Source organism: Terrimesophilobacter mesophilus, from assembly GCF_014200375.1.
GTDB classification, from domain to species: Bacteria; Actinomycetota; Actinomycetes; order Actinomycetales; family Microbacteriaceae; genus Terrimesophilobacter; species Terrimesophilobacter mesophilus.
This window is the reverse complement of record NZ_JACHBP010000001.1, coordinates 1261412-1278342: the sequence shown is the minus strand read 5'-3', so window position 1 is coordinate 1278342 and position 16931 is coordinate 1261412. Positions and strand designations below refer to the sequence as shown.

The window sequence follows — 16931 nt, the reverse complement described above, 5'->3', positions numbered from 1 at the left end:
ACGCTCAGGAGGCCTCGTCGCACAGGGGCGGGTTGATCGCACCGAGCACGCGATCGGAGACGGCCCGCAGTGATGCGAGCTCGTCGGGCGTGAGGACGTCGAAGAACAGGTTCCGGATGGCCGTGGTGTGCTCGCGCATCGCCCCGAGCACGGCACGGCGGCCCTCGGTGGTCAGGCCGATCCAGGTGCCGCGCAGGTCGTCCTCGCACTCGCTGCGCTCGACGAGGCCCCGGTTCTCCATGCGGGTGACCTGGTGCGAGATGCGGCTCTTCTCCCAGCCGATGCGCGCGGAGAGGTCGCGACTGCGCATCCGTCTCTGAGGAGACTCGAACAGGGAGAGCAGGATCTCGTAGTCGGGGCCGGAGATTCCGGCGTCCCGTTGAAGCTGGTCTTCGAGGGCGCGGTCGAGCTGCCGTCGCATGGCGTAGAAGGTGCGCCAGACGGCCCATTCCGCTTCGCTGACCTCGGAGACTTCGGACATCCTGTGAACATCCTACTAGATAGTTGACACATCAACCAGTGGTGAATTATGGTGATGTGTCACCAAGTTTTGGCGGCGTCGGAAATGCAGCGAAAGGGCACCAGTGTCACACCTCAGGATCGGAATCATCGTCGGCAGTACCCGTCCGGGCCGCAAGGGCCTCGCCGTGGGCGAATGGGTCAAGGCGAACGCGAAGGCCGATGGCGTCGAGTTCGAACTGGTCGACCTCGCCGACTACGCGCTGCCGATTCTCGACGAGGCGCTTCCTGCCGGCATGGGCCAGTACCAGCACGCGCACACCAGGGCGTGGGCGAACCGGATCGACGAGTTCGACGGATACATCTTCGTCACGCCCGAGTACAACCACTCGCTGCCCGGCTCGCTCAAGAATGCGCTCGACTTCGTCGCCGCCGAGTGGCACAACAAGGCCGCGGGCATCGTGAGCTACGGCAGCATGGGCGGTGTGCGCGCGAACGAGCACCTCCGCCAGATCCTCGCCGAACTCGAGATCGCCGACGTGCGCCAGAACGTCATGCTCTCGATCTTCACCGACTGGAAGAACTTCTCGGAGTTCGCGCCGGCCGACCTGCACCTAGAGGAGTTGCAGAAGCAGGTCGACCAGATCGCCGCGTGGGCCGGAGCGCTCAAGCCGCTGCGCGCCGAGGACGAGTCGCTCGCCGCCTGATCGTCACTCCTGGGTTCGGTGGATGAGCTTGGACAGGACGATCGCTGATCGCGTGTGATCGACGTTGGGCGCAAGCCTGACCCGCTCGAGGGCGACCTCGAGACTCGCGATGTCTCGCGAACGCATGTGGACGATCGCATCCGCGCTGCCCGTGACCGTCCCCGCGTCGACGACCTCGGGCACGGCGGCGAGGATGCGGCGGAGGTCCTCAGGGGCGACCGTGCCGCGGCAGAACAGTTCGACGTAGGCCTCAGTCGCCAGGCCGTCGACGTTCGGGTCGACCTGGATCGTGAACCCACGAATCACCTTGTCGGCGACGAGTCGGTCCACGCGGCGCTTGACGGCGGATGCCGACAGCCCGATCACCTCCCCGATGTCGCCGTACCCGGCACGAGCGTTCTGGCGGAGAAGGTCGATGATGCCGTAATCGAGGCTGTCCATGTGCAGATCCTATGGTGAATCGTTGTGCCGAGGGGAGTCACCACGCAGGATCAATGCGCCCTTCGGCGTGAAGCGTCAGATACCGCCGTGACAGACTTGAACCGGCGTCCCGGGACGGGGCTCGAGGGAGTGACGTAGTCCGCCGAAGGAATGGAGCAGGCCATGACCGAGACTCTCGCCCGGAATCGAGCCGAGACCCCTGAACGCACGGTGTCGAAGAGGTCGGTGCTCATGTGCCGACCCGATTATTTCACCGTGAGCTATCAGATCAACCCGTGGATGCATCCGGAGAACCCGACCGACACGTCGCTCGCGGTGACGCAGTGGAATGAGCTCTACCGCACCTATCTCGAGCTCGGATTCGACGTTCAGCTCGTCGACCCGATCGACGGGCTTCCCGACATGGTGTACGCGGCCAACGGAGGTTTCGTCCTCGACAACATCGCATACGGTGCGAACTTCACCTACCCCGAGCGGCAGCCTGAGGGCCCCGCATACATGGATTGGTTCCGCGCGAACGGATACGACGTGCGCGTGCCGAAGGAGGTCAACGAGGGCGAGGGGGACTTCCTGCTCGTCGGCGACACGATCCTGGCCGGAACCGGGTTCCGCACTGATCGTGCCAGCCATCGCGAAGTGGCCGAGATCTTCGGCCGTGACGTCATCTCGCTCGAGCTCGTGAACCCGAGCTTCTACCACGTCGACACGGCCATCGCGGTCCTCGATCCTGCCCCGGCCCCCGGCGAAGCGGCGAACATCGCCTACCTGCCGTCGGCGTTCAATGATGCCGGTCTCTCCGTCCTGCGCGAGAGATACCCGGATGCGATCATCGTCACGGAGGAGGACGCCTCCGTGCTCGGGCTCAATTCGTACTCCGACGGGTACAACGTGGTGATCGCCTCACGGGCGAAGGACTTCGAACGGCAGCTGCGGGAGCACGGCTACAACCCGATCGGCGTCGACCTCTCCGAGCTGCTGCTCGGTGGCGGTGGCGTCAAGTGCTGCACCCTGGAGCTCCGGCGCTAGCGCTCGACACGGCGGGCTGGCCGCAGGTACGGATTCCCGCGTTCGGGATTAGCGTGGTGGCATGTCCATCCACGACGGAGAGAACCAGGCACCACCGCGTGTCGACGTGGACGAGTTCGGTGCCAACCGACCGCTCGTGGATGCGGTGGCCCGGTTCGGCGCCGAGTGGGCGCTCGGTGAGCTGCGCGAGGTGGGGAAGCTCGTCGGGAGTGCCGCCTTTCAGCACGATGCCGAAGTCGCCAACACTCAGGTTCCGGTACTGCGTACCCATGACCGTTACGGGAACCGGATCGACGAGGTCGATTACGACGAGTCGTACCACCGCATCCTGACGGCCGCTGTCGCGCATGGGGCCCACACGAGTGCGTGGGCGGATCCGCGACCGGGGGCGAATGTCGCGCGAGCGGCGACGTTCATGCTCTTCGCGCAGGTCGAGCCGGGTCACGCCTGCCCGGTCTCGATGACGCACGCCGCGGTGCCCGCGCTCGCGGCATCCGAAGCGTTGACCGCACGCTGGCTTCCGCGGCTCCTGAGCCGCGACTACGACGGAACCCTCTCCTCGGGCAAACCGTCAGCGCTGTTCGGCATGGCGATGACCGAGAAGCAGGGTGGCTCCGACGTGCGGGCGAACACGACGGTCGCCGTGGATGCCGGCGACGGAAGCCATCGCCTCACCGGGCACAAGTGGTTCTGCAGCGCACCCATGTCGGATGCGTTCCTCGTCCTCGCGCAGGCACCGGCTGGACTCAGTTGCTTCCTGCTCCCCCGGATGCTCGAGGACGGCACCCGGAATGCCTTCGCCATCCAACGCCTGAAGAACAAGCTCGGCAACCGTTCGAACGCCTCGTGCGAGGTCGAGTTCGACGGCACGGTCGCCCACCTTCTGGGCGAGGAGGGCCGCGGCGTCGCCACGATCATCGAGATGGTCGCGCGCACCCGCCTCGACTGCGTGCTGGGAACGGCGGCAGGGATGCGCCAATCGGTCGCCGAGGCCCTGTGGCTGGTGCGGCACCGGTCGGCGTTCGGGGCGAAGCTCGTCGACCAGCCGGCGATGACCGCGGTGGTCGCCGACCTGGCGCTCGAATCCGAGGCGGCGACCGTGACGGGCCTGCGTCTCGCCCGCGCGCACGACGACGATGCGGACGATCAGGAGCAGGCATTCCGCCGCCTGGCGACCGCCGTGGCGAAGTACTGGATCTGCAAGCGCGGGCCGGAGCACGCCTACGAGTCGATGGAGTGCCTCGGCGGCAACGGCTACATCGAGGACTTCCCGCTTGCTCGACGGTATCGGGAGCAGCCGGTCATGGCGATCTGGGAGGGATCCGGCAACGTCATCGCACTCGATGTGCTGCGGGCGATGGCCCGCGAGCCGGGCACCGTGGATGCGTTCCTCGCCGAGGTCTCCCTCGCCGACGGCATCCACCCCCTGTTCGACACCTACCTGGCTGACACCCGCCGGGAGCTCGCTGTGGCTCCGGAACCGTCGCAGGCCCGTCGCATCACCGAGCGCCTGGCATTGACCCTGCAGGCATCGCTCATGCTGCGCTTCGCACCAGCGGCGGCTGCCCACGCATTCGTGCAGTCGCGGTTGGGCGAGGATCGCGGCCGACTCTACGGTGTGCTCCCGCGGGGCGTCGATCTCAAGGCGATACTCGACCGGCACTGACTCGAACATTCCGTGAGCAGCATGGCCGGTACTGCAGTGGTACCGAATGGTACCGTGATGAAATGGCCATGAATCTGAGACTGCGCCCTGAGGTGGCGGTCGCCCTGCGTGAGGAGGCCGAGCGCACGGGCCGCTCGCAGCAGGCACTCATCCGGGAGGCGCTCGAGAGTTTCCTCGGCCTTTCGCCGAACAAGCCGACCGGCCGAACCCTGGAAGAGCTCATCGCCGCAGGCATCGTGAAACCGCCGCGTGAGCCGTTCCGCCGGGCGCCGCGACTACTCCGGTTGCCAGAGGGTGTCACCACAGCGGATCTGCTCGACCGAGAAGACAGGTTCTGAGTGCTCATCTACGTCGACAGCAGTGCGCTGGTGAAGCGCGCATTGCAGGAGGTGGAGTCTGAGCCACTCGTCGACACGCTGGCGAAGCACGTCGAGTTGGGGGCGAGGTTGTTCTCTTCGGCGCTCGGAACGATCGAGACGACGCGGATCATCCGCCAGCGTCTCGACGAGATGGATCCCTTCACAGTCGTGGATCTCATCGGGACCGCGTTGTCCGGCGTCATCGAGTACCCCATCACCGACCAGGTCGCCAGTATCGCCACCCGGCTCGGGCCCTTCTCCCTCCGCAGCCTGGACGCCATCCATCTCGCGACGGCAACCCTCGTGAACGCCGACCTCGTCTGCGCCTACGACCAGCGGCTGCTCCTGTCCGCAAGTGAGCTCGGGTTCCGCACGGTCTCCCCAGGGATCCTCTGATCCTCGAGCCGGTGTTCGCGACAGTCTCCTCCATCGGCTACCGTCGCCACTATGGCACCAGACGATGAACACGAATAGGGACATACGTCGGGCGCTCGACACCGACCGAACGATCGACATCACGACAACGGGTCGGATCTCGGGCGAGCCACGACGGATCGAGATCTGGTTCTTCACGGTGGCGGGGAAGATCTACCTGACCGGCACCCCTGGGAGGCGTAGCTGGTACGCGAATCTTCAGAGCTCGCCGAACTTCGTCTTCCACATGAAGGGTTCGACCGTCGCTGACCTGGCCGCCGTCGCTCGGCCGATTGTCGACGACGTCGAACGACAGATGGTCCTCTCAGCGATCGTGACGAGACTTCGCGACGGCGGGGAGGCAGTTGAGGGAACTCTCGAGGACTGGCTCTCCGGTAGCCCACTCGTGGAGGTGAACTTCAGCGATGCCTGACCCGGTCGAGGCGCACGTCTCGGAATCGATTCCGGGTGAGCCAGGCATCAACCCGTGACACCGGTGAGGTTGATTCCCTCCACGAACACCCTTTGGGCGAAGAAGAAGACAATGACGACGGGGAGGGTGACCAGCATCGTCACGGCCATGGTCATGCCCCAGTCGGTGCCGTGTGAGCCGTGGAAGGTTGCGAGCCCGTAGGCGACGGGCCAGGCCTGCTGGTTCTCCGACGTGTAGAGCAGCGGGCCGAAGAAGTCGTTCCAGGAATAGAAGAACTGGAAGATTGCGGCGGCCGCGATGCCGGATCGGGTCATCGGGACCATCACCTTGAGGAGAACGCCCACCTCTCCCGCTCCGTCCACTCGAGCTGCGTCAGCGTATGCGCTCGGAATCGTGAGAAAGAACTGTCGGAGCAGGAAGATCGAGAAGGCGCTTCCCAGGAGATTGGGCAGAATGAGTGGCCACAACGTGCCGGTGAGTCCGATCTTCGCCCACATGACATAGATGGGCACGATCGTGACCTGCGGCGGCAGGAGCATCGCGACGATGATGGCGAGAAAGATGACGTTGGAGAAGCGGAACTTGATCTTGGCAAGCACGTAGGCCGCCGGCACCGACGAGACGATCATGAACACCGTGCTCAAGACGGCGTACATCGTCGAATTGGCGAACCAACTGGCGAGCGGCACCTCGGTGAAGGCTTTGACGTAGTTGTCCCACTCCCAGGGATCGGGCCACCATGAGGCCGTCAGCGTTTGTCGACCGGACATGAACGACGTCAGCAGGACGAGGACGATGGGGGCGATGAACAGGGCCCCGAGGACAGCCAGGATCGTGTTGTCGGCAATGAAGTTGAGAACCCTGTGACGGCTCTGGGTGTTGTGGTTCATGATCTTCCATCCGGGTTGAATGCGTCGAATCTCCGCAACAGCAATCCCATGAAGACAGCGGTCACGACGAAGAGGACCACGGCGAGCGCGGCAGCGTAACCCAGCTGGAAGCTCCCGAATCCACGTGCGTACAGCCATTCCGTGTACGTCAGCAGGGAGTCGGCGGGATAGCCCATGACATCCGAGAGCTTGGTGTACACGCCGGACTTTCCACTGGCCACCCCGGATGCGACTGCCGCCTCCGTGAAGTACTGCAACGCTGCTATCGCGCCCGTCACGGCCGCAAACAGGATCACGGGAGCGATGGCCGGCAGCGTCACGTAGACGATTCTTTGTGCGGCATTGGCACCGTCCAGAGCGGCGGCCTCGTGCTGCTCCCGGGGCACATTGAGAAGCGAAGCAAGAAAGATGATCATGACGTCGCCCATGACCCAGATGGCGAGCACGACCAGTGTCGGCTTCGACCATTGGGGGTCGTTGAACCAGAGCGGCCCGGCGATGCCCACCGAGCGCAAAGCCGCGTTGACGGGTCCACTGCCGGGGTTGAAGAGAAAGACGAAAGCGACCACGGACGCAACCGGCGGGACCAGCGCCGGAAGGTAGAACACGGTGCGCCAGAATCCGGACACTCGCCTGGCCTTCATCAGGAGGCCCGCGACTCCCAGCGACGCCAGGATCTTTATCGGGACCATGATGAGGACGAGCCAGAGGGTGTTGAGCGCGGCAGCTGCCACTCTCGGATCCTGCGTGAACAGGTAGGTGTAATTGCGCAGGCCGATCCATCGGGGAGGCGACAGCAGGTCGTAGCTGGTGAACGAGTAGTACAGGTTCGCGACCAGGGGGTAGACGAAGAACACGAGTAGCCCGAGGATCGCCGGAGTGAGCATGGCCCAAATGACCAGGTGCCGATTTCGGCGATATCGGGAGACTCTTCGGCGTGCGGGCCGAGCACCGTGAAGCGCTCGGCCCTCAACGATCGTGCCGGTCAAGATCGATCCCCTACTTGCTGAGCTCGATCGCGTTCATGATGTCGGAGTCCAACTTCGTGAGCCCCTCCTGCAGATTGGAGACATCACCCGCCTGGAACTGCTGCATGAACTTGAGCACACTCTCACCGACTGCGCTCCCGGACAATGCCGGCGTCACCGTCACAGAATACGGATTGCTCACAATGTGAAGGAACGTGTCCGATGCTTCAGGAAGCGTCAGATCGGGTGAAGTACGTGAGGCTTCCGTGCTGGGCATGTTCTTCAGCAGGTTGGCTGCCGTGACGAGCGCCTGCGTGTCCATGGTCGCGTACTTCAGGAACGCCCAGGCGGCCTCGGGGTTCCTGGAAGCCCGAGTGAGGCCTGCGGTACTCCCGGAGACGTAGCCGGCGCCATAGGCGTCGGCGTTGTCATCGGCAGTCGGCATCGGCGCGGTCTTGAAAGCGATGCCCGGAGCCTGGTCCTGGATGAAGGCCACCCGCCATTCCCCGTCGAGGACCATCGCGATCTGTCCGGTTTCGAAGGCCTGATCGGCAGACCACTCATCGCCCAGGCCAGCCGTGAAGGCCTGGAGCTTGTCGTAACCGATCTTGTCGATGAAGTCCTTCTGCCAGGTCATGAGCTTGGCCCATGCGGGATCCGTGGAGAACGATGCTTCGCCCTTGGGCATCCACGATGCGTTGACGGTGCCCATCCACTGCGGCGGCAGGCTCTCGTAGAACCCCATGAGCGGGTTGAATCCGAGGGTCTTGATCGACCCGTCGGCGTTGTACGTGGTGAGCTTGAGCGCGAGATCCTCGAGTTCGCTGAAGGTCTTCGGGGGCTCAGTGACCCCTGCCGACGCCAGCAGATCAGTGTTGTAATACAGGCCGTAGGCATTGTTCAGCCACGGAAGGCTGCACTGTTCACCGTTGAGCTGCGTGTACTCCTTGGCCGCGCCGGAGAACACTGACATGTCCACCTTGTCGCGCTTCATGTACGGAGCGAGATCGACGAACGCGCCGGATGTGCAGAACGTCCCCAGGCTGTCCGGCCCACTCGAGATCGCGATGTCGATGTCGGCGTTGGTCGCGATGGCCTTCGCTATCTGCTCGTCCGACTGGCCGTCGTGATAGGTGACCTTGACGTTCGGGTAGAGCGCTTTGAAGCCTTCGAGCGCCGTTCGGGCTTCGTCTGCTTCCCGGTCGCTCTGGCTCCACCACACGGAGATGTTTCCGGAGAGATCCTTCGGGGCGTCCTTCTCCGGCTGGGGACCAGAATCGGATGCGGTCGAGCATCCGGCCAAGACGACCATGACAGCGGTCGCTGCGATGGAGGCCTTGAGCATGTTGTTCGTTCGAGTTTTCACTTCCTTTACCTTTCAGTTCGTTTGTTAGACACAGGCAGAAGTCATCGGGTCGGACTCTGCGCTTCGAGACAAGCGGCCACCAGCCGTTCCGCGGTTCCCGGTGCGACGGTGGAGCATCCGACTTCGTAGCCCGAGTGGGCATAGGCGGCCCGGTAGGGGATGTAGCCGGGGGAGCCGTTGGAATAGCCGACCGTGAGCACCTGTCTTCCGGGCAGGCCGGCAATGATCTGGCGACGGACCTCGCCCAGCGGCTCTCCGGGGAAGGCGATGATGAGCAGCTCGTCCCCCAGCGCAATCGACTGGACCTCCAGCTGCAGGTCACCGCGATATTCGGCAAGCATGTCCATCGAGTTGAAGATCGGATCCTGCACCCGGTAGAGCGCGGTGATCCACTCCTCGATGCGCCTGGCCTCGTCGGCGGCCTCAGGTCGCTCCGGTCTGTCGAGGGAGCGCTGGGCTGCCGTCACGAGCACACTCGAACACCTGATGGGACCGGTGTGGATCGTCCCCGAAGGCTGGGCGACGGCCACCTCTCTGCCGAGGCTGAGGTTGTAGACCGTCGGGTTCCGATCAGTCGCCAGCAATTCGGCGAAGCCGGCCAGGATCGGAGCTGCGGCGCGGGCACCGACGCGCCGGGTTTCGCGGATCGTGTGCTCGGTCACGATCGGGTTCGTGTCGCCGGCGAAGCCCTGCAGGAACAGGCAGGTGCCACCGTATGCCTGTTCGACGAGCGAGCGGAGAGTGCCCACGAAGTCGGGGTGATAGACGGTCGTCTCGTCATCCAGCACGACGGGGTGGCAGGCGAGGTTGACCACCGTCGCCGCAACCGATCCGTCGAGGCGCTGCAACACGACCAGCTGTGCCGAGTCGTCGACCGCGCCGTCTGGCTCGCGGCGGTTCTGTCCGATCCCGATGCCGTGTGCGGCACCGGACACCACTCGGACCGGCGCGAGCGATGCGAGAGCGGCCGTGACCGCCTCGAGCCCGCTCGCCGCCAGACTGGACACCAGTTCGGGATTGACGCGAGCGGTGGTGTCCCGTGGCGAGCAGTGGGTGTGTGTGCCGTTGACCAGCACCCCGGTCCCGTCGATTCCATGAGCGACCCGGATGAGTTCGCGCAGTTGCGTCGTCAGGCTTTCGCTGCCGTACAGCAGGTCGTAGCTGACGATCACCGTGGTGCCTCCACCGCTCTCGATGACGAGGGCACGCACATCCAGGATTTCGTTAGGATCTTCGGCATTGCGATGCTCGACCACGTAACCCGACAGCGGCAGGCCCGCATCGAGGTGCAGTACCCGCGAGGCGGCACCGGCGTGGACGGCGGTCATCGCGTATCCTCCTTCACTGTCGCGAGGAGATCGGTGAGGGTCATCTCGAGCGCGGCTCCGAACACGCTCGGCCGCAGTTCACGAAGCCTGGCGAGGCTCGCCTCCATTCGCTCGCGCCCGAGCGAGGCCAGGGTGCCCTCGACCGCGAGACTCGCGAGGTCGAGCATGATGTCGGCTCCCAGCGAGAACTTCTCGACCCATGGTCGCGCCTCGGCGAGGAGAGCGCGGTTCCGAACCCCGCCCTCAAGAAGGTGCCGTGCGGCGCCGGACAGACGCTCGGCGAACTCTCGCAGTTCTTCACCCGCGGCAACCGCTTCGCCCTGCTGCAACCGGAACGCGAATCGGGCGAGCGCTGCGGACACCATCGGAGCCTCTTCCTCCGACAGGCAGGAGGTACGTACGTTGTCCGCGAACAGGGTGAAGGCGCTGCTGTCGGCCTCGCCGACGACCAGGTCGATCGCTCGAACCCAGCTCTCCTGCGGGTCGTAGGACTGCGGATCCGCCAGGTAGTCGGCGATGGTCGCAAACGCGATCTTGGAGGACTCGAAGAGCTCCATTCCGTTTGCGATGACCCCGGTGGCGAATCGGAACAGGTGACGATCGCGACCCTGGTACGGACCGACGTGCAGCTCGTGCGTCATCGCCACATCATTGACGGGGTAGTTGTCCCAGTAGGTCGCTGGGCGAGAGGTGGACCGCGCGAATGTCGCAGCATCGGCGAGGTCGATGGTGGCGGAGCAGATCGCACGACCGGTCCAGAACAGGTCGATCCGCGGGTCGATCGCGCGACCCAAGCGGGTGACGTACTCCTCGTCCCCGTACCCGCAGTAGACGGTGGGGCACACCACGAGAGAGTCGCCGGCAGGCAACGAGTCGTACAGCCTCGACACGAGATCGATGTGGGCGTCGACGAGGTCGACATACTGAACACGATCGGCCTCGTGTTGGAGCTGCGGCGGGATGTCGTCGAGCAGCAGACCGAAGTCTGTGACGCCGATGGAGGCGACACTGTCGAACTTCGCAGAGAGCGAGTCGAGATCGGATGGATTCGAATACTCGATCGACAGGCCGGGCGAGAGGCAGTAGATGAATCGGATGTGGCGGCCGGCGCACGCGTCGACGAGCTCCGCGAGCCGCTCGAGAGCTGCGCCGCTGTAGGCCACACGCCAGTCGCGCCGGACGAGCGGATCGTCCTTCGGCGAGTACACGAAGGTGTTCATTCCCCTGTCCGCGATGAACGAAACGATGTCCAGCCGCTGGTCATGCGACCACGGCTTTCCGTAGTGGCCCTCGATGATCCCTCGCACGGCGAACGGCGACTTCGAGGCGGTCATCTGGCCAACCCCTTCGCCACGTAGTTGGCGTTGGCCTTGTCGCCGCCGTCGAGGTTGCTGCTGCTGTAGACCTCGGGCCGGACGCCGCGCTCGATGAGGAGCTGCACTGCTTCCGCGACGATGGTGTTGAGGATCGCCGCCCCGACGATCGTGGAGGTCGGTGCGATCCGCTTGTCGAAACCGTCGACGGCGATGGCCGCATCGCCGACGGCACCGCCGTTGTCGATCACGATGTCAGCGAGTTCGTGAAGCCGAGGGAGCTTCGTCGATCGAGCAGACGTGGACATCGCGTGGTGCAGGCTCGTGAGTGCGATCGATGTCACGCCCAGCTCCTTGACGAGTTGCACGAGTTCGGAGGTCACGGCATTGCTCCCGGAGTTGGATGCGACGATCAACACGTCGCCGAGAGCGATCGGGTGGTCCTTCAGGAGTGCCGCGGCGAGCCCGTCAAGGCGCTCGAGCGATGTGCTCAGCGGGGCGCTGGCGTGCAGCATGAGTCCCTCGAACAGGATCGGCTTCACCTGGACGAGCCCTCCGGCCCGATAGAAGAGTTCCTCGGCGAGCATGTGCGAGTGCCCGGTGCCGAACGCGTGGATGGAGTGGCCGCCCTCCAGGGCGTCGGCGACGCAGACGGCTGCAGCGCTGATGTTCTCCCACTCCTCCAACTCCAGCCGCTCGATCAGCTGCCGGGCGATGGCGAGAAACTCGCGCCCGGAACTCCTGGCGTCACGACTCATTCGTGTACTCCTTCTTTCCTTATATCCACGAGATCGCTGAAGGGTCCTGCACCGGACAGGCCGAGCGCCATGGCGCCGTCGAGTGCTGTCCCGTCTGCACTGCGTGCGAGCAGCCACTCCGGCTCCGAAGCCAGCAGCTCATCGAGCCTGGCGCGGAGCGGAGTTCCCGGCTGCAACATCCGGCCGCCGAGGGCTACGGCGACGGCGCGTGATCCGGACCAGCGAGCGGCGGCGACAGTGGTGTCGAACAGGAGGTCGGCCGCGTCGTTCACTATCTCGCGGGCGACCGCGTCGTCTCCCGCGGCAAGGCGCAGGACCTCCCGGGCGAACTGGGCGATGTCGTTGACCGGCCTGGCGGAATCGTGAAGCCTCACGTGCAGGTCCTGAATCGCGCCGAATCGCTCGATCGTCGCTTCCACCAGAGAGGTGGCATCACCTCGACCGGCGTGTGCGTCGAGCGCGGCCCGCACCCCGGCCCTGCCGATCCACCACGCACCGCCGTCGTCGCCCAGCAGGTATCCGTAACCATCGAAGATGCGCGGCTTGCCGTCCGCCGACCGAGAGAGGCATGCGACTCCCGTGCCGACGACGAGGGACACGCCGGGTTCGCCCGACAGCGCCCCGACGTGGGAGGTCACCGCGTCATCCGCGATCCAGACCTCGCTCGCCACCCGGCTCTCGGCGAGAGCGCCGGAAAGCCGAGCCCTGTCCCGCGAATCCGAGGGAGCGGTGGTCAGCCCGAGTACGGCGATGTCCGCCGTGGGGAATCCTGCGGCTCCGACGGCGTCGATGATGAGGGACCCCACTCGTTCCACCGGATCGCCTTCGAGACGGCTGACGCCCTCGAGTTCGACCACCTCCCGACTCTGACTGTGCCTGAGCCGGATGCCCGACTGGCCGCCGTCCACGGCGAGAACCCCGCTCATCCTGCCCGCCGGACCGCCGCCGACAGGAACGCCGCCCCTGTGATGTCGGCCGACAGTTGGTAGCGGTCGCCGCGATACACGCAGTTGGCGATCATGATGACCTGCCCGCGGGTGTCCGAGTCCACCATGCGAATGCGCAGGCAGGCCTGGTCCTCGTCAAGCGTGAGCAGCTCTCGTACGCGGGGCTCCGGCAGGACCGGTTCGATCGACACCTTCGCCGCGCCGGTGGTGATCCGATAGCGCTCGGCAAGGAGTTCGTAGAGGGATCCGCCCAGGTCGCTTCCGCCGAGGCCGGGGACGAACTTCTGCGGGATCCACACGGACTCGACCGCCATGGCGTCGCCGCTTGCCGTGCGAAGCCGGGTGAAGCTCAGGACGGGGTCGCCGATCGGGATCCTGAGCTGGCCGGCGAGGGTCCCGTCGGCCGGAATGACGCGGAACGCGAGCAGGCGGCTGGACGGAATGAGACCGCGGTCGCGCATGTCCTGGGAGAAGGAGGTGAGCCCGAGCATGCGGACGAAAGGCTGCGGGGTCACGTAGGTGCCGGAACCGTGTCGGCGTTCGACGATCCCTTCGGCGACGAGCGTGTCGACGGCTCGCCGCAGCGTCATCCGGGCGACTCCCCAGCGCACGCTGAGGTCGCGTTCGCTCGGCAGTCGATCTCCGACGTTCGCGGCGGCGACGAGTTCACGCAGTCGGGCGCGGACGGAATGTCGCGTAGAGGCTTCCACGATGGGCACCCGGCAATTAGAGCGCGGATGTTCGCAGTGCGCAAGGGAACTATGAGACCACTTTTCAGCTGACTGCATCCGCGAGCGAGACCGCTTGCTGTGAACTTTTCCCCCATGAATCAGGCGATCCGGGCGACATCCGGCTCGGTGGGTAGACCACTCGAAGGACGGGCTTCCAAACTTCGGTAGACCACTTGATCGGGGCAGTAATCTTGGCTGCGTGACCGTGATTCGACGAGCGACTCTCCAGGATCTGCCGGGCGTGTATCGTGTCTGCCTGCAGACCGGAGACTCGGGCAATGATGCCAGCGAGCTGTTTCGGAACCCCGACCTGCTGGGGCACGTCTACGTCGGACCGTACCTCGTCGGGCAGCCGGCGCACTCCTTCGCCGCGGCGGACTCGCAGGGGATTGCCGGATACAGCTTCGCCGCCGCGGACACGCGCGCCTTCGAGGCGTGGGAGGAGGCCGAATGGTGGCCCGCGCTGCGCGAGCAGTACCCGATTACGGAGGGCTCCACACCCGACGACGACGCCATCCGTCTCCTTCACTTCCCGGAGACGGCACCGGATGATGTGGTCGCCGAGTATGCGTCCCACCTTCATATCGACCTCCTTCCTCGCATCCAGGGCCACGGGCTCGGCCGGGGGCTCATCGAAGCCGTCCTCGGGAGCCTGCGTGAGCAGGGCGCGCGCGGCGTGCATCTCGGCGTGGCGGAGGAGAACGAGAACGCGACGCAGTTCTACCGGCACATCGGATTCCAGGTGTTGGACGAGCGGCCCGGGGTCCGTTTCATGGGAATGAAGCTGTGAGGTTTCCCGACCCCAGGGTCACGCCGTTGAGAGGCGGCCCGATTCTGCGGTGGGGCATCCTCGGCCCGGGAGAGATCGCCGGCGACTTCACGGCGACTCTCCACGCGAACACCGATCAGCGGGTTCACGCGGTCGCATCGAGATCGCTCGAGCGAGCAGAACGCTTTGCTGCGGCCAACGGGGTGCCGCGAAGCTATGGCGACTATCGGCAACTGGTCGCCGACCCAGGGGTAGACATCGTCTACGTGTCCTCGGTCAACAGTGAGCATCGCGCTCTCGCCGAGCTCGCGATCGCCGCCGGCAAGCACGTGCTCATCGAGAAGCCGATCGGCGTGGACGCGGAGGACGCCCGCGCGATCGCGAGCGCTGCGCGTGCCGTCGGGGTTTTCGCGACGGAGGCGATGTGGAGCCGCTACCTTCCCCAGACTGATGTGCTCCGCCAGCTTCTCGACGCGGGGGAGTTCGGCGACGTCAAGGTCGTGACCGCCGACTTCGGCGCTGACTTCGGGACCGACCACGCCGCACCGGTGTTCCGCCCGGAACTCGGCGGGGGCTCCCTTCGCGACATCGGCATCTACCCCGTCTGGTTCGCTCGGTTCGTTCTCGGGGACCCCGTGGCAATCACTGCGCGAGGTTCCTGGCTGGAGACCGGCGTCGACGCGCAGGTGGCGATGATCCTGGAGACGGCCGATGGCGCGCAGGCGATCCTCGGGACCACGATGCTCGCCGAGACTGCCGTCGAGGCGACGATCAGCGGAACCCTCGCCCGTGCCGAGGTGCGCAGCCCGTTCCTCATGCCTGATGGCTTCGACTTCGTGAGAGCCAGCGAGCGCAGCACCTGGACGGATGATTCCGGCCTGCGCCTTCGAGAGGGACTGTGTTGGCAGGCCACCGCCATCGCTCGTCATGTCACCGAAGGATTGACGGATTCACCCGTCCACTCCCTTGACGATTCGATCGCTATCATGGGGATTCTCGACACGCTCCGCGAGCGGATCTGACCGCGAAAGGCGCCACGATCTCCGCAGCATCCGGCGCACGCCGTCATCTCATCGATCTGTCGCCGCTGCGCGAGAGCCCAGCCTTCGCGCGCCTCTGGGCCGGGAACGCGATCGCCGGGGTCGGCAACCAGATGACGGTCGTCGCGGTCGGCCTGCATATCTACGAACTCACCGGGTCGACATTCGCGGTCGCGATGGTCGGTGGGGTGGCACTCGTGCCGATGATCATCGCCGGACTGTACGGCGGGATGCTCGCGGATGCCTTCGACCGTCGCCTCGTCGCGATGGTGTCTGCGCTCATCGCGTGGGGCTCGATCGCGGGGATCGCCGCCGTCGCCTGGTTCGGCATCGACCTGCTCTGGCCGCTCTACGTGCTCACCTGCATCAACACGATCGCCTCGACCATCATCGGAACCTCCCGTCAGGCGATCCTGCCGCGGCTGCTTCCTGCGCGGCTCCTGCCGGCGGCGGGTGCCCTGAGCGGGATGAGCGTCGGGATCATGGTGACGGTGGGGCCGGCGCTCGCCGGCGTGCTCGTGGCGTTCGTCGGCATCCCGTGGACATACACCGTCGACGTCATCCTGTTCACGGCTGCCTTTCTCGGCATCGCGACCCTGCCCGCCATCCGGCCGGAGGGGGAGACGCACCGACCCGGGTTGCGGTCGCTCATCTCCGGACTCTCGTTCCTCCGCCGCGCCCCCAACATCCGCGCCTCGTATCTGATCGACATCATCGCGATGACTTTCGGTCGACCGCATTCTCTTTTTCCCGCGGTGGCGGCCGTACTGCTCGGCGGCGGCGCGATCACGGTCGGCATCCTGACCGCTGCGGTCGCCGTGGGGACCATGATCAGCAGCCTGTTCTCCGGCAGCATTGGAGCGGTGCGCCGTCATGGGCTCGCAATCGGATACGCGGTCATCACGTACGGCGCCTCTATCCTCGCGTTCGGGATCGTGCTCGTCGTCTCGCTCGGGCAGCCGGTGACGGCGGAACTGTCGGGTGCGAACTGGCTCGCGATCGGGGGTGCGACCCTCGCGCTCCTCGGAGCCGGGGCCGCAGACAACGTCTCGATGATCTACCGGAACACCATGCTGCTCGTCGCGGTGCCCGACAACATGCGAGGGCGGATGCAGGGCATCTTCACCGTCGTCGTCTCCGGCGGACCGCGGGTCGGCGACCTCTACATCGGGCTCGCTGCGCTGGGCGCGGTGCTGTGGTTCCCGCCCGTTCTCGGCGGACTCCTGATCATCGCGCTCGCCGCGGTGCTCCTGCGGTTCCAGCCGACCTTCCGCCACTACGACGCGCTCGAGCCGACCCCGTAGCGGCGGCCGTCG

19 protein-coding genes are annotated in these 16931 nt (G+C 65.6%); 9 read left to right on the top strand and 10 right to left on the bottom strand.

What is annotated here, in order from left to right; genetic code table 11:
• Positions 1-4: 4 nt before the first annotated feature.
• Complete coding sequence (locus BKA04_RS06355; RefSeq protein ID WP_104095660.1) at positions 5-481, bottom strand: MarR family winged helix-turn-helix transcriptional regulator; 477 nt, start codon at positions 479-481, stop codon at positions 5-7.
• Between the two features lie 103 nt (positions 482-584).
• Between BKA04_RS06355 and BKA04_RS06350 the strand changes: the two genes are divergently transcribed.
• Positions 585-1166, top strand: coding sequence for an NADPH-dependent FMN reductase (locus tag BKA04_RS06350; RefSeq protein ID WP_104095659.1), 582 nt, complete (start codon positions 585-587; stop codon positions 1164-1166).
• A 3-nt stretch (positions 1167-1169) separates the two neighbouring features.
• Here BKA04_RS06350 and BKA04_RS06345 read toward each other — a convergent pair whose 3' ends face one another.
• Positions 1170-1607, bottom strand: a complete 438-nt coding sequence (locus BKA04_RS06345) for an Lrp/AsnC family transcriptional regulator (protein WP_104095658.1) — start codon at positions 1605-1607, stop codon at positions 1170-1172.
• A 162-nt stretch (positions 1608-1769) separates the two neighbouring features.
• On the opposite strand from BKA04_RS06345, the gene ddaH reads away from it, so the two are divergent.
• The 5 genes from ddaH to BKA04_RS06320 all read left to right on the top strand — a co-directional run bounded on the left by ddaH (position 1770) and on the right by BKA04_RS06320 (position 5505).
• Positions 1770-2633 carry a dimethylargininase gene (gene ddaH / locus BKA04_RS06340; protein WP_104096666.1) on the top strand — a complete coding sequence of 288 codons (864 nt, stop codon included), beginning with the start codon at positions 1770-1772 and terminating at the stop codon, positions 2631-2633.
• A gap of 61 nt (positions 2634-2694) precedes the next feature.
• A complete protein-coding gene (locus BKA04_RS06335) occupies positions 2695-4299 on the top strand; it encodes an acyl-CoA dehydrogenase family protein (RefSeq protein ID WP_104095657.1) in 1605 nt (534 codons plus the stop codon).
• Between the two features lie 62 nt (positions 4300-4361).
• Complete coding sequence (locus BKA04_RS06330) at positions 4362-4637, top strand: ribbon-helix-helix domain-containing protein (protein WP_134542248.1); 276 nt, start codon at positions 4362-4364, stop codon at positions 4635-4637.
• Positions 4638-5054 carry a type II toxin-antitoxin system VapC family toxin gene (locus tag BKA04_RS06325; RefSeq protein ID WP_104095655.1) on the top strand — a complete coding sequence of 139 codons (417 nt, stop codon included), beginning with the start codon at positions 4638-4640 and terminating at the stop codon, positions 5052-5054.
• Between the two features lie 64 nt (positions 5055-5118).
• The gene (locus BKA04_RS06320; RefSeq protein ID WP_104095654.1) at positions 5119-5505 is read left to right on the top strand and encodes a nitroreductase/quinone reductase family protein; all 387 of its coding nucleotides are present in this window, start codon (positions 5119-5121) and stop codon (positions 5503-5505) included.
• A gap of 47 nt (positions 5506-5552) precedes the next feature.
• Here the strand turns inward: BKA04_RS06320 and BKA04_RS06315 are convergent, their stop codons facing one another.
• From BKA04_RS06315 to BKA04_RS06280, 8 genes are all read right to left on the bottom strand, one after another.
• Positions 5553-6395 carry a carbohydrate ABC transporter permease gene (locus tag BKA04_RS06315; RefSeq protein WP_104095653.1) on the bottom strand — a complete coding sequence of 281 codons (843 nt, stop codon included), beginning with the start codon at positions 6393-6395 and terminating at the stop codon, positions 5553-5555.
• Positions 6392-7282 carry a carbohydrate ABC transporter permease gene (locus tag BKA04_RS06310; RefSeq protein WP_104095652.1) on the bottom strand — a complete coding sequence of 297 codons (891 nt, stop codon included), beginning with the start codon at positions 7280-7282 and terminating at the stop codon, positions 6392-6394. The genes BKA04_RS06315 and BKA04_RS06310 overlap by 4 nt, the downstream gene beginning before the upstream one ends.
• A 112-nt stretch (positions 7283-7394) precedes the next feature.
• A complete protein-coding gene (locus tag BKA04_RS06305; RefSeq protein WP_134542247.1) occupies positions 7395-8729 on the bottom strand; it encodes an ABC transporter substrate-binding protein in 1335 nt (444 codons plus the stop codon).
• A 41-nt stretch (positions 8730-8770) separates the two neighbouring features.
• The gene (locus BKA04_RS06300; protein WP_104095650.1) at positions 8771-10057 is read right to left on the bottom strand and encodes a hypothetical protein; all 1287 of its coding nucleotides are present in this window, start codon (positions 10055-10057) and stop codon (positions 8771-8773) included.
• A complete protein-coding gene (locus BKA04_RS06295; protein WP_104095649.1) occupies positions 10054-11391 on the bottom strand; it encodes a protein O-GlcNAcase in 1338 nt (445 codons plus the stop codon). The genes BKA04_RS06300 and BKA04_RS06295 overlap by 4 nt, the downstream gene beginning before the upstream one ends.
• Positions 11388-12128 (bottom strand): sugar isomerase domain-containing protein, encoded by a 741-nt coding sequence (locus tag BKA04_RS06290; RefSeq protein ID WP_104095648.1) that lies wholly within the window; start codon positions 12126-12128, stop codon positions 11388-11390. The genes BKA04_RS06295 and BKA04_RS06290 overlap by 4 nt, the downstream gene beginning before the upstream one ends.
• Positions 12125-13054: an N-acetylglucosamine kinase gene (locus tag BKA04_RS06285; RefSeq protein WP_104095647.1), complete on the bottom strand. Its 930-nt coding sequence runs from the start codon at positions 13052-13054 to the stop codon at positions 12125-12127. Before BKA04_RS06285 ends, BKA04_RS06290 begins: the two co-directional genes overlap by 4 nt.
• Entirely contained in the window at positions 13051-13794 is a 744-nt protein-coding gene (locus tag BKA04_RS06280; protein WP_232841987.1) for a GntR family transcriptional regulator, read from the bottom strand. Before BKA04_RS06280 ends, BKA04_RS06285 begins: the two co-directional genes overlap by 4 nt.
• A gap of 211 nt (positions 13795-14005) precedes the next feature.
• On the opposite strand from BKA04_RS06280, the gene BKA04_RS06275 reads away from it, so the two are divergent.
• The 3 genes from BKA04_RS06275 to BKA04_RS06265 are packed head-to-tail and all read left to right on the top strand — an operon-like array spanning position 14006 to position 16919.
• The gene (locus BKA04_RS06275; RefSeq protein ID WP_104095645.1) at positions 14006-14596 is read left to right on the top strand and encodes a GNAT family N-acetyltransferase; all 591 of its coding nucleotides are present in this window, start codon (positions 14006-14008) and stop codon (positions 14594-14596) included.
• On the top strand, positions 14593-15597 hold the full coding sequence (locus tag BKA04_RS06270) for a Gfo/Idh/MocA family protein (RefSeq protein WP_104095644.1): 1005 nt from the start codon (positions 14593-14595) through the stop codon (positions 15595-15597). Before BKA04_RS06275 ends, BKA04_RS06270 begins: the two co-directional genes overlap by 4 nt.
• Positions 15594-16919, top strand: a complete 1326-nt coding sequence (locus BKA04_RS06265; RefSeq protein ID WP_221234331.1) for an MFS transporter — start codon at positions 15594-15596, stop codon at positions 16917-16919. Before BKA04_RS06270 ends, BKA04_RS06265 begins: the two co-directional genes overlap by 4 nt.
• Positions 16920-16931: the final 12 nt, after the last annotated feature.

Excerpts from the sequence above, each read along its gene's own strand:
- BKA04_RS06320 (WP_104095654.1), top strand. The coding sequence starts at position 5,119 with ATGAACACGAATAGGGACATACGTCGGGCGCTCGACACCGACCGAACG.
- BKA04_RS06310 (WP_104095652.1), bottom strand. The coding sequence starts at position 7,282 with ATGCTCACTCCGGCGATCCTCGGGCTACTCGTGTTCTTCGTCTACCCC.
- BKA04_RS06285 (WP_104095647.1), bottom strand. The coding sequence starts at position 13,054 with ATGAGCGGGGTTCTCGCCGTGGACGGCGGCCAGTCGGGCATCCGGCTC.
- BKA04_RS06290 (WP_104095648.1), bottom strand. The coding sequence starts at position 12,128 with ATGAGTCGTGACGCCAGGAGTTCCGGGCGCGAGTTTCTCGCCATCGCC.
- BKA04_RS06355 (WP_104095660.1), bottom strand. The coding sequence starts at position 481 with ATGTCCGAAGTCTCCGAGGTCAGCGAAGCGGAATGGGCCGTCTGGCGC.
- BKA04_RS06335 (WP_104095657.1), top strand. The coding sequence starts at position 2,695 with ATGTCCATCCACGACGGAGAGAACCAGGCACCACCGCGTGTCGACGTG.
- ddaH (WP_104096666.1), top strand. The coding sequence starts at position 1,770 with ATGACCGAGACTCTCGCCCGGAATCGAGCCGAGACCCCTGAACGCACG.
- BKA04_RS06330 (WP_134542248.1), top strand. The coding sequence starts at position 4,362 with ATGGCCATGAATCTGAGACTGCGCCCTGAGGTGGCGGTCGCCCTGCGT.
- BKA04_RS06315 (WP_104095653.1), bottom strand. The coding sequence starts at position 6,395 with ATGAACCACAACACCCAGAGCCGTCACAGGGTTCTCAACTTCATTGCC.
- BKA04_RS06300 (WP_104095650.1), bottom strand. The coding sequence starts at position 10,057 with ATGACCGCCGTCCACGCCGGTGCCGCCTCGCGGGTACTGCACCTCGAT.
- BKA04_RS06295 (WP_104095649.1), bottom strand. The coding sequence starts at position 11,391 with ATGACCGCCTCGAAGTCGCCGTTCGCCGTGCGAGGGATCATCGAGGGC.
- BKA04_RS06345 (WP_104095658.1), bottom strand. The coding sequence starts at position 1,607 with ATGGACAGCCTCGATTACGGCATCATCGACCTTCTCCGCCAGAACGCT.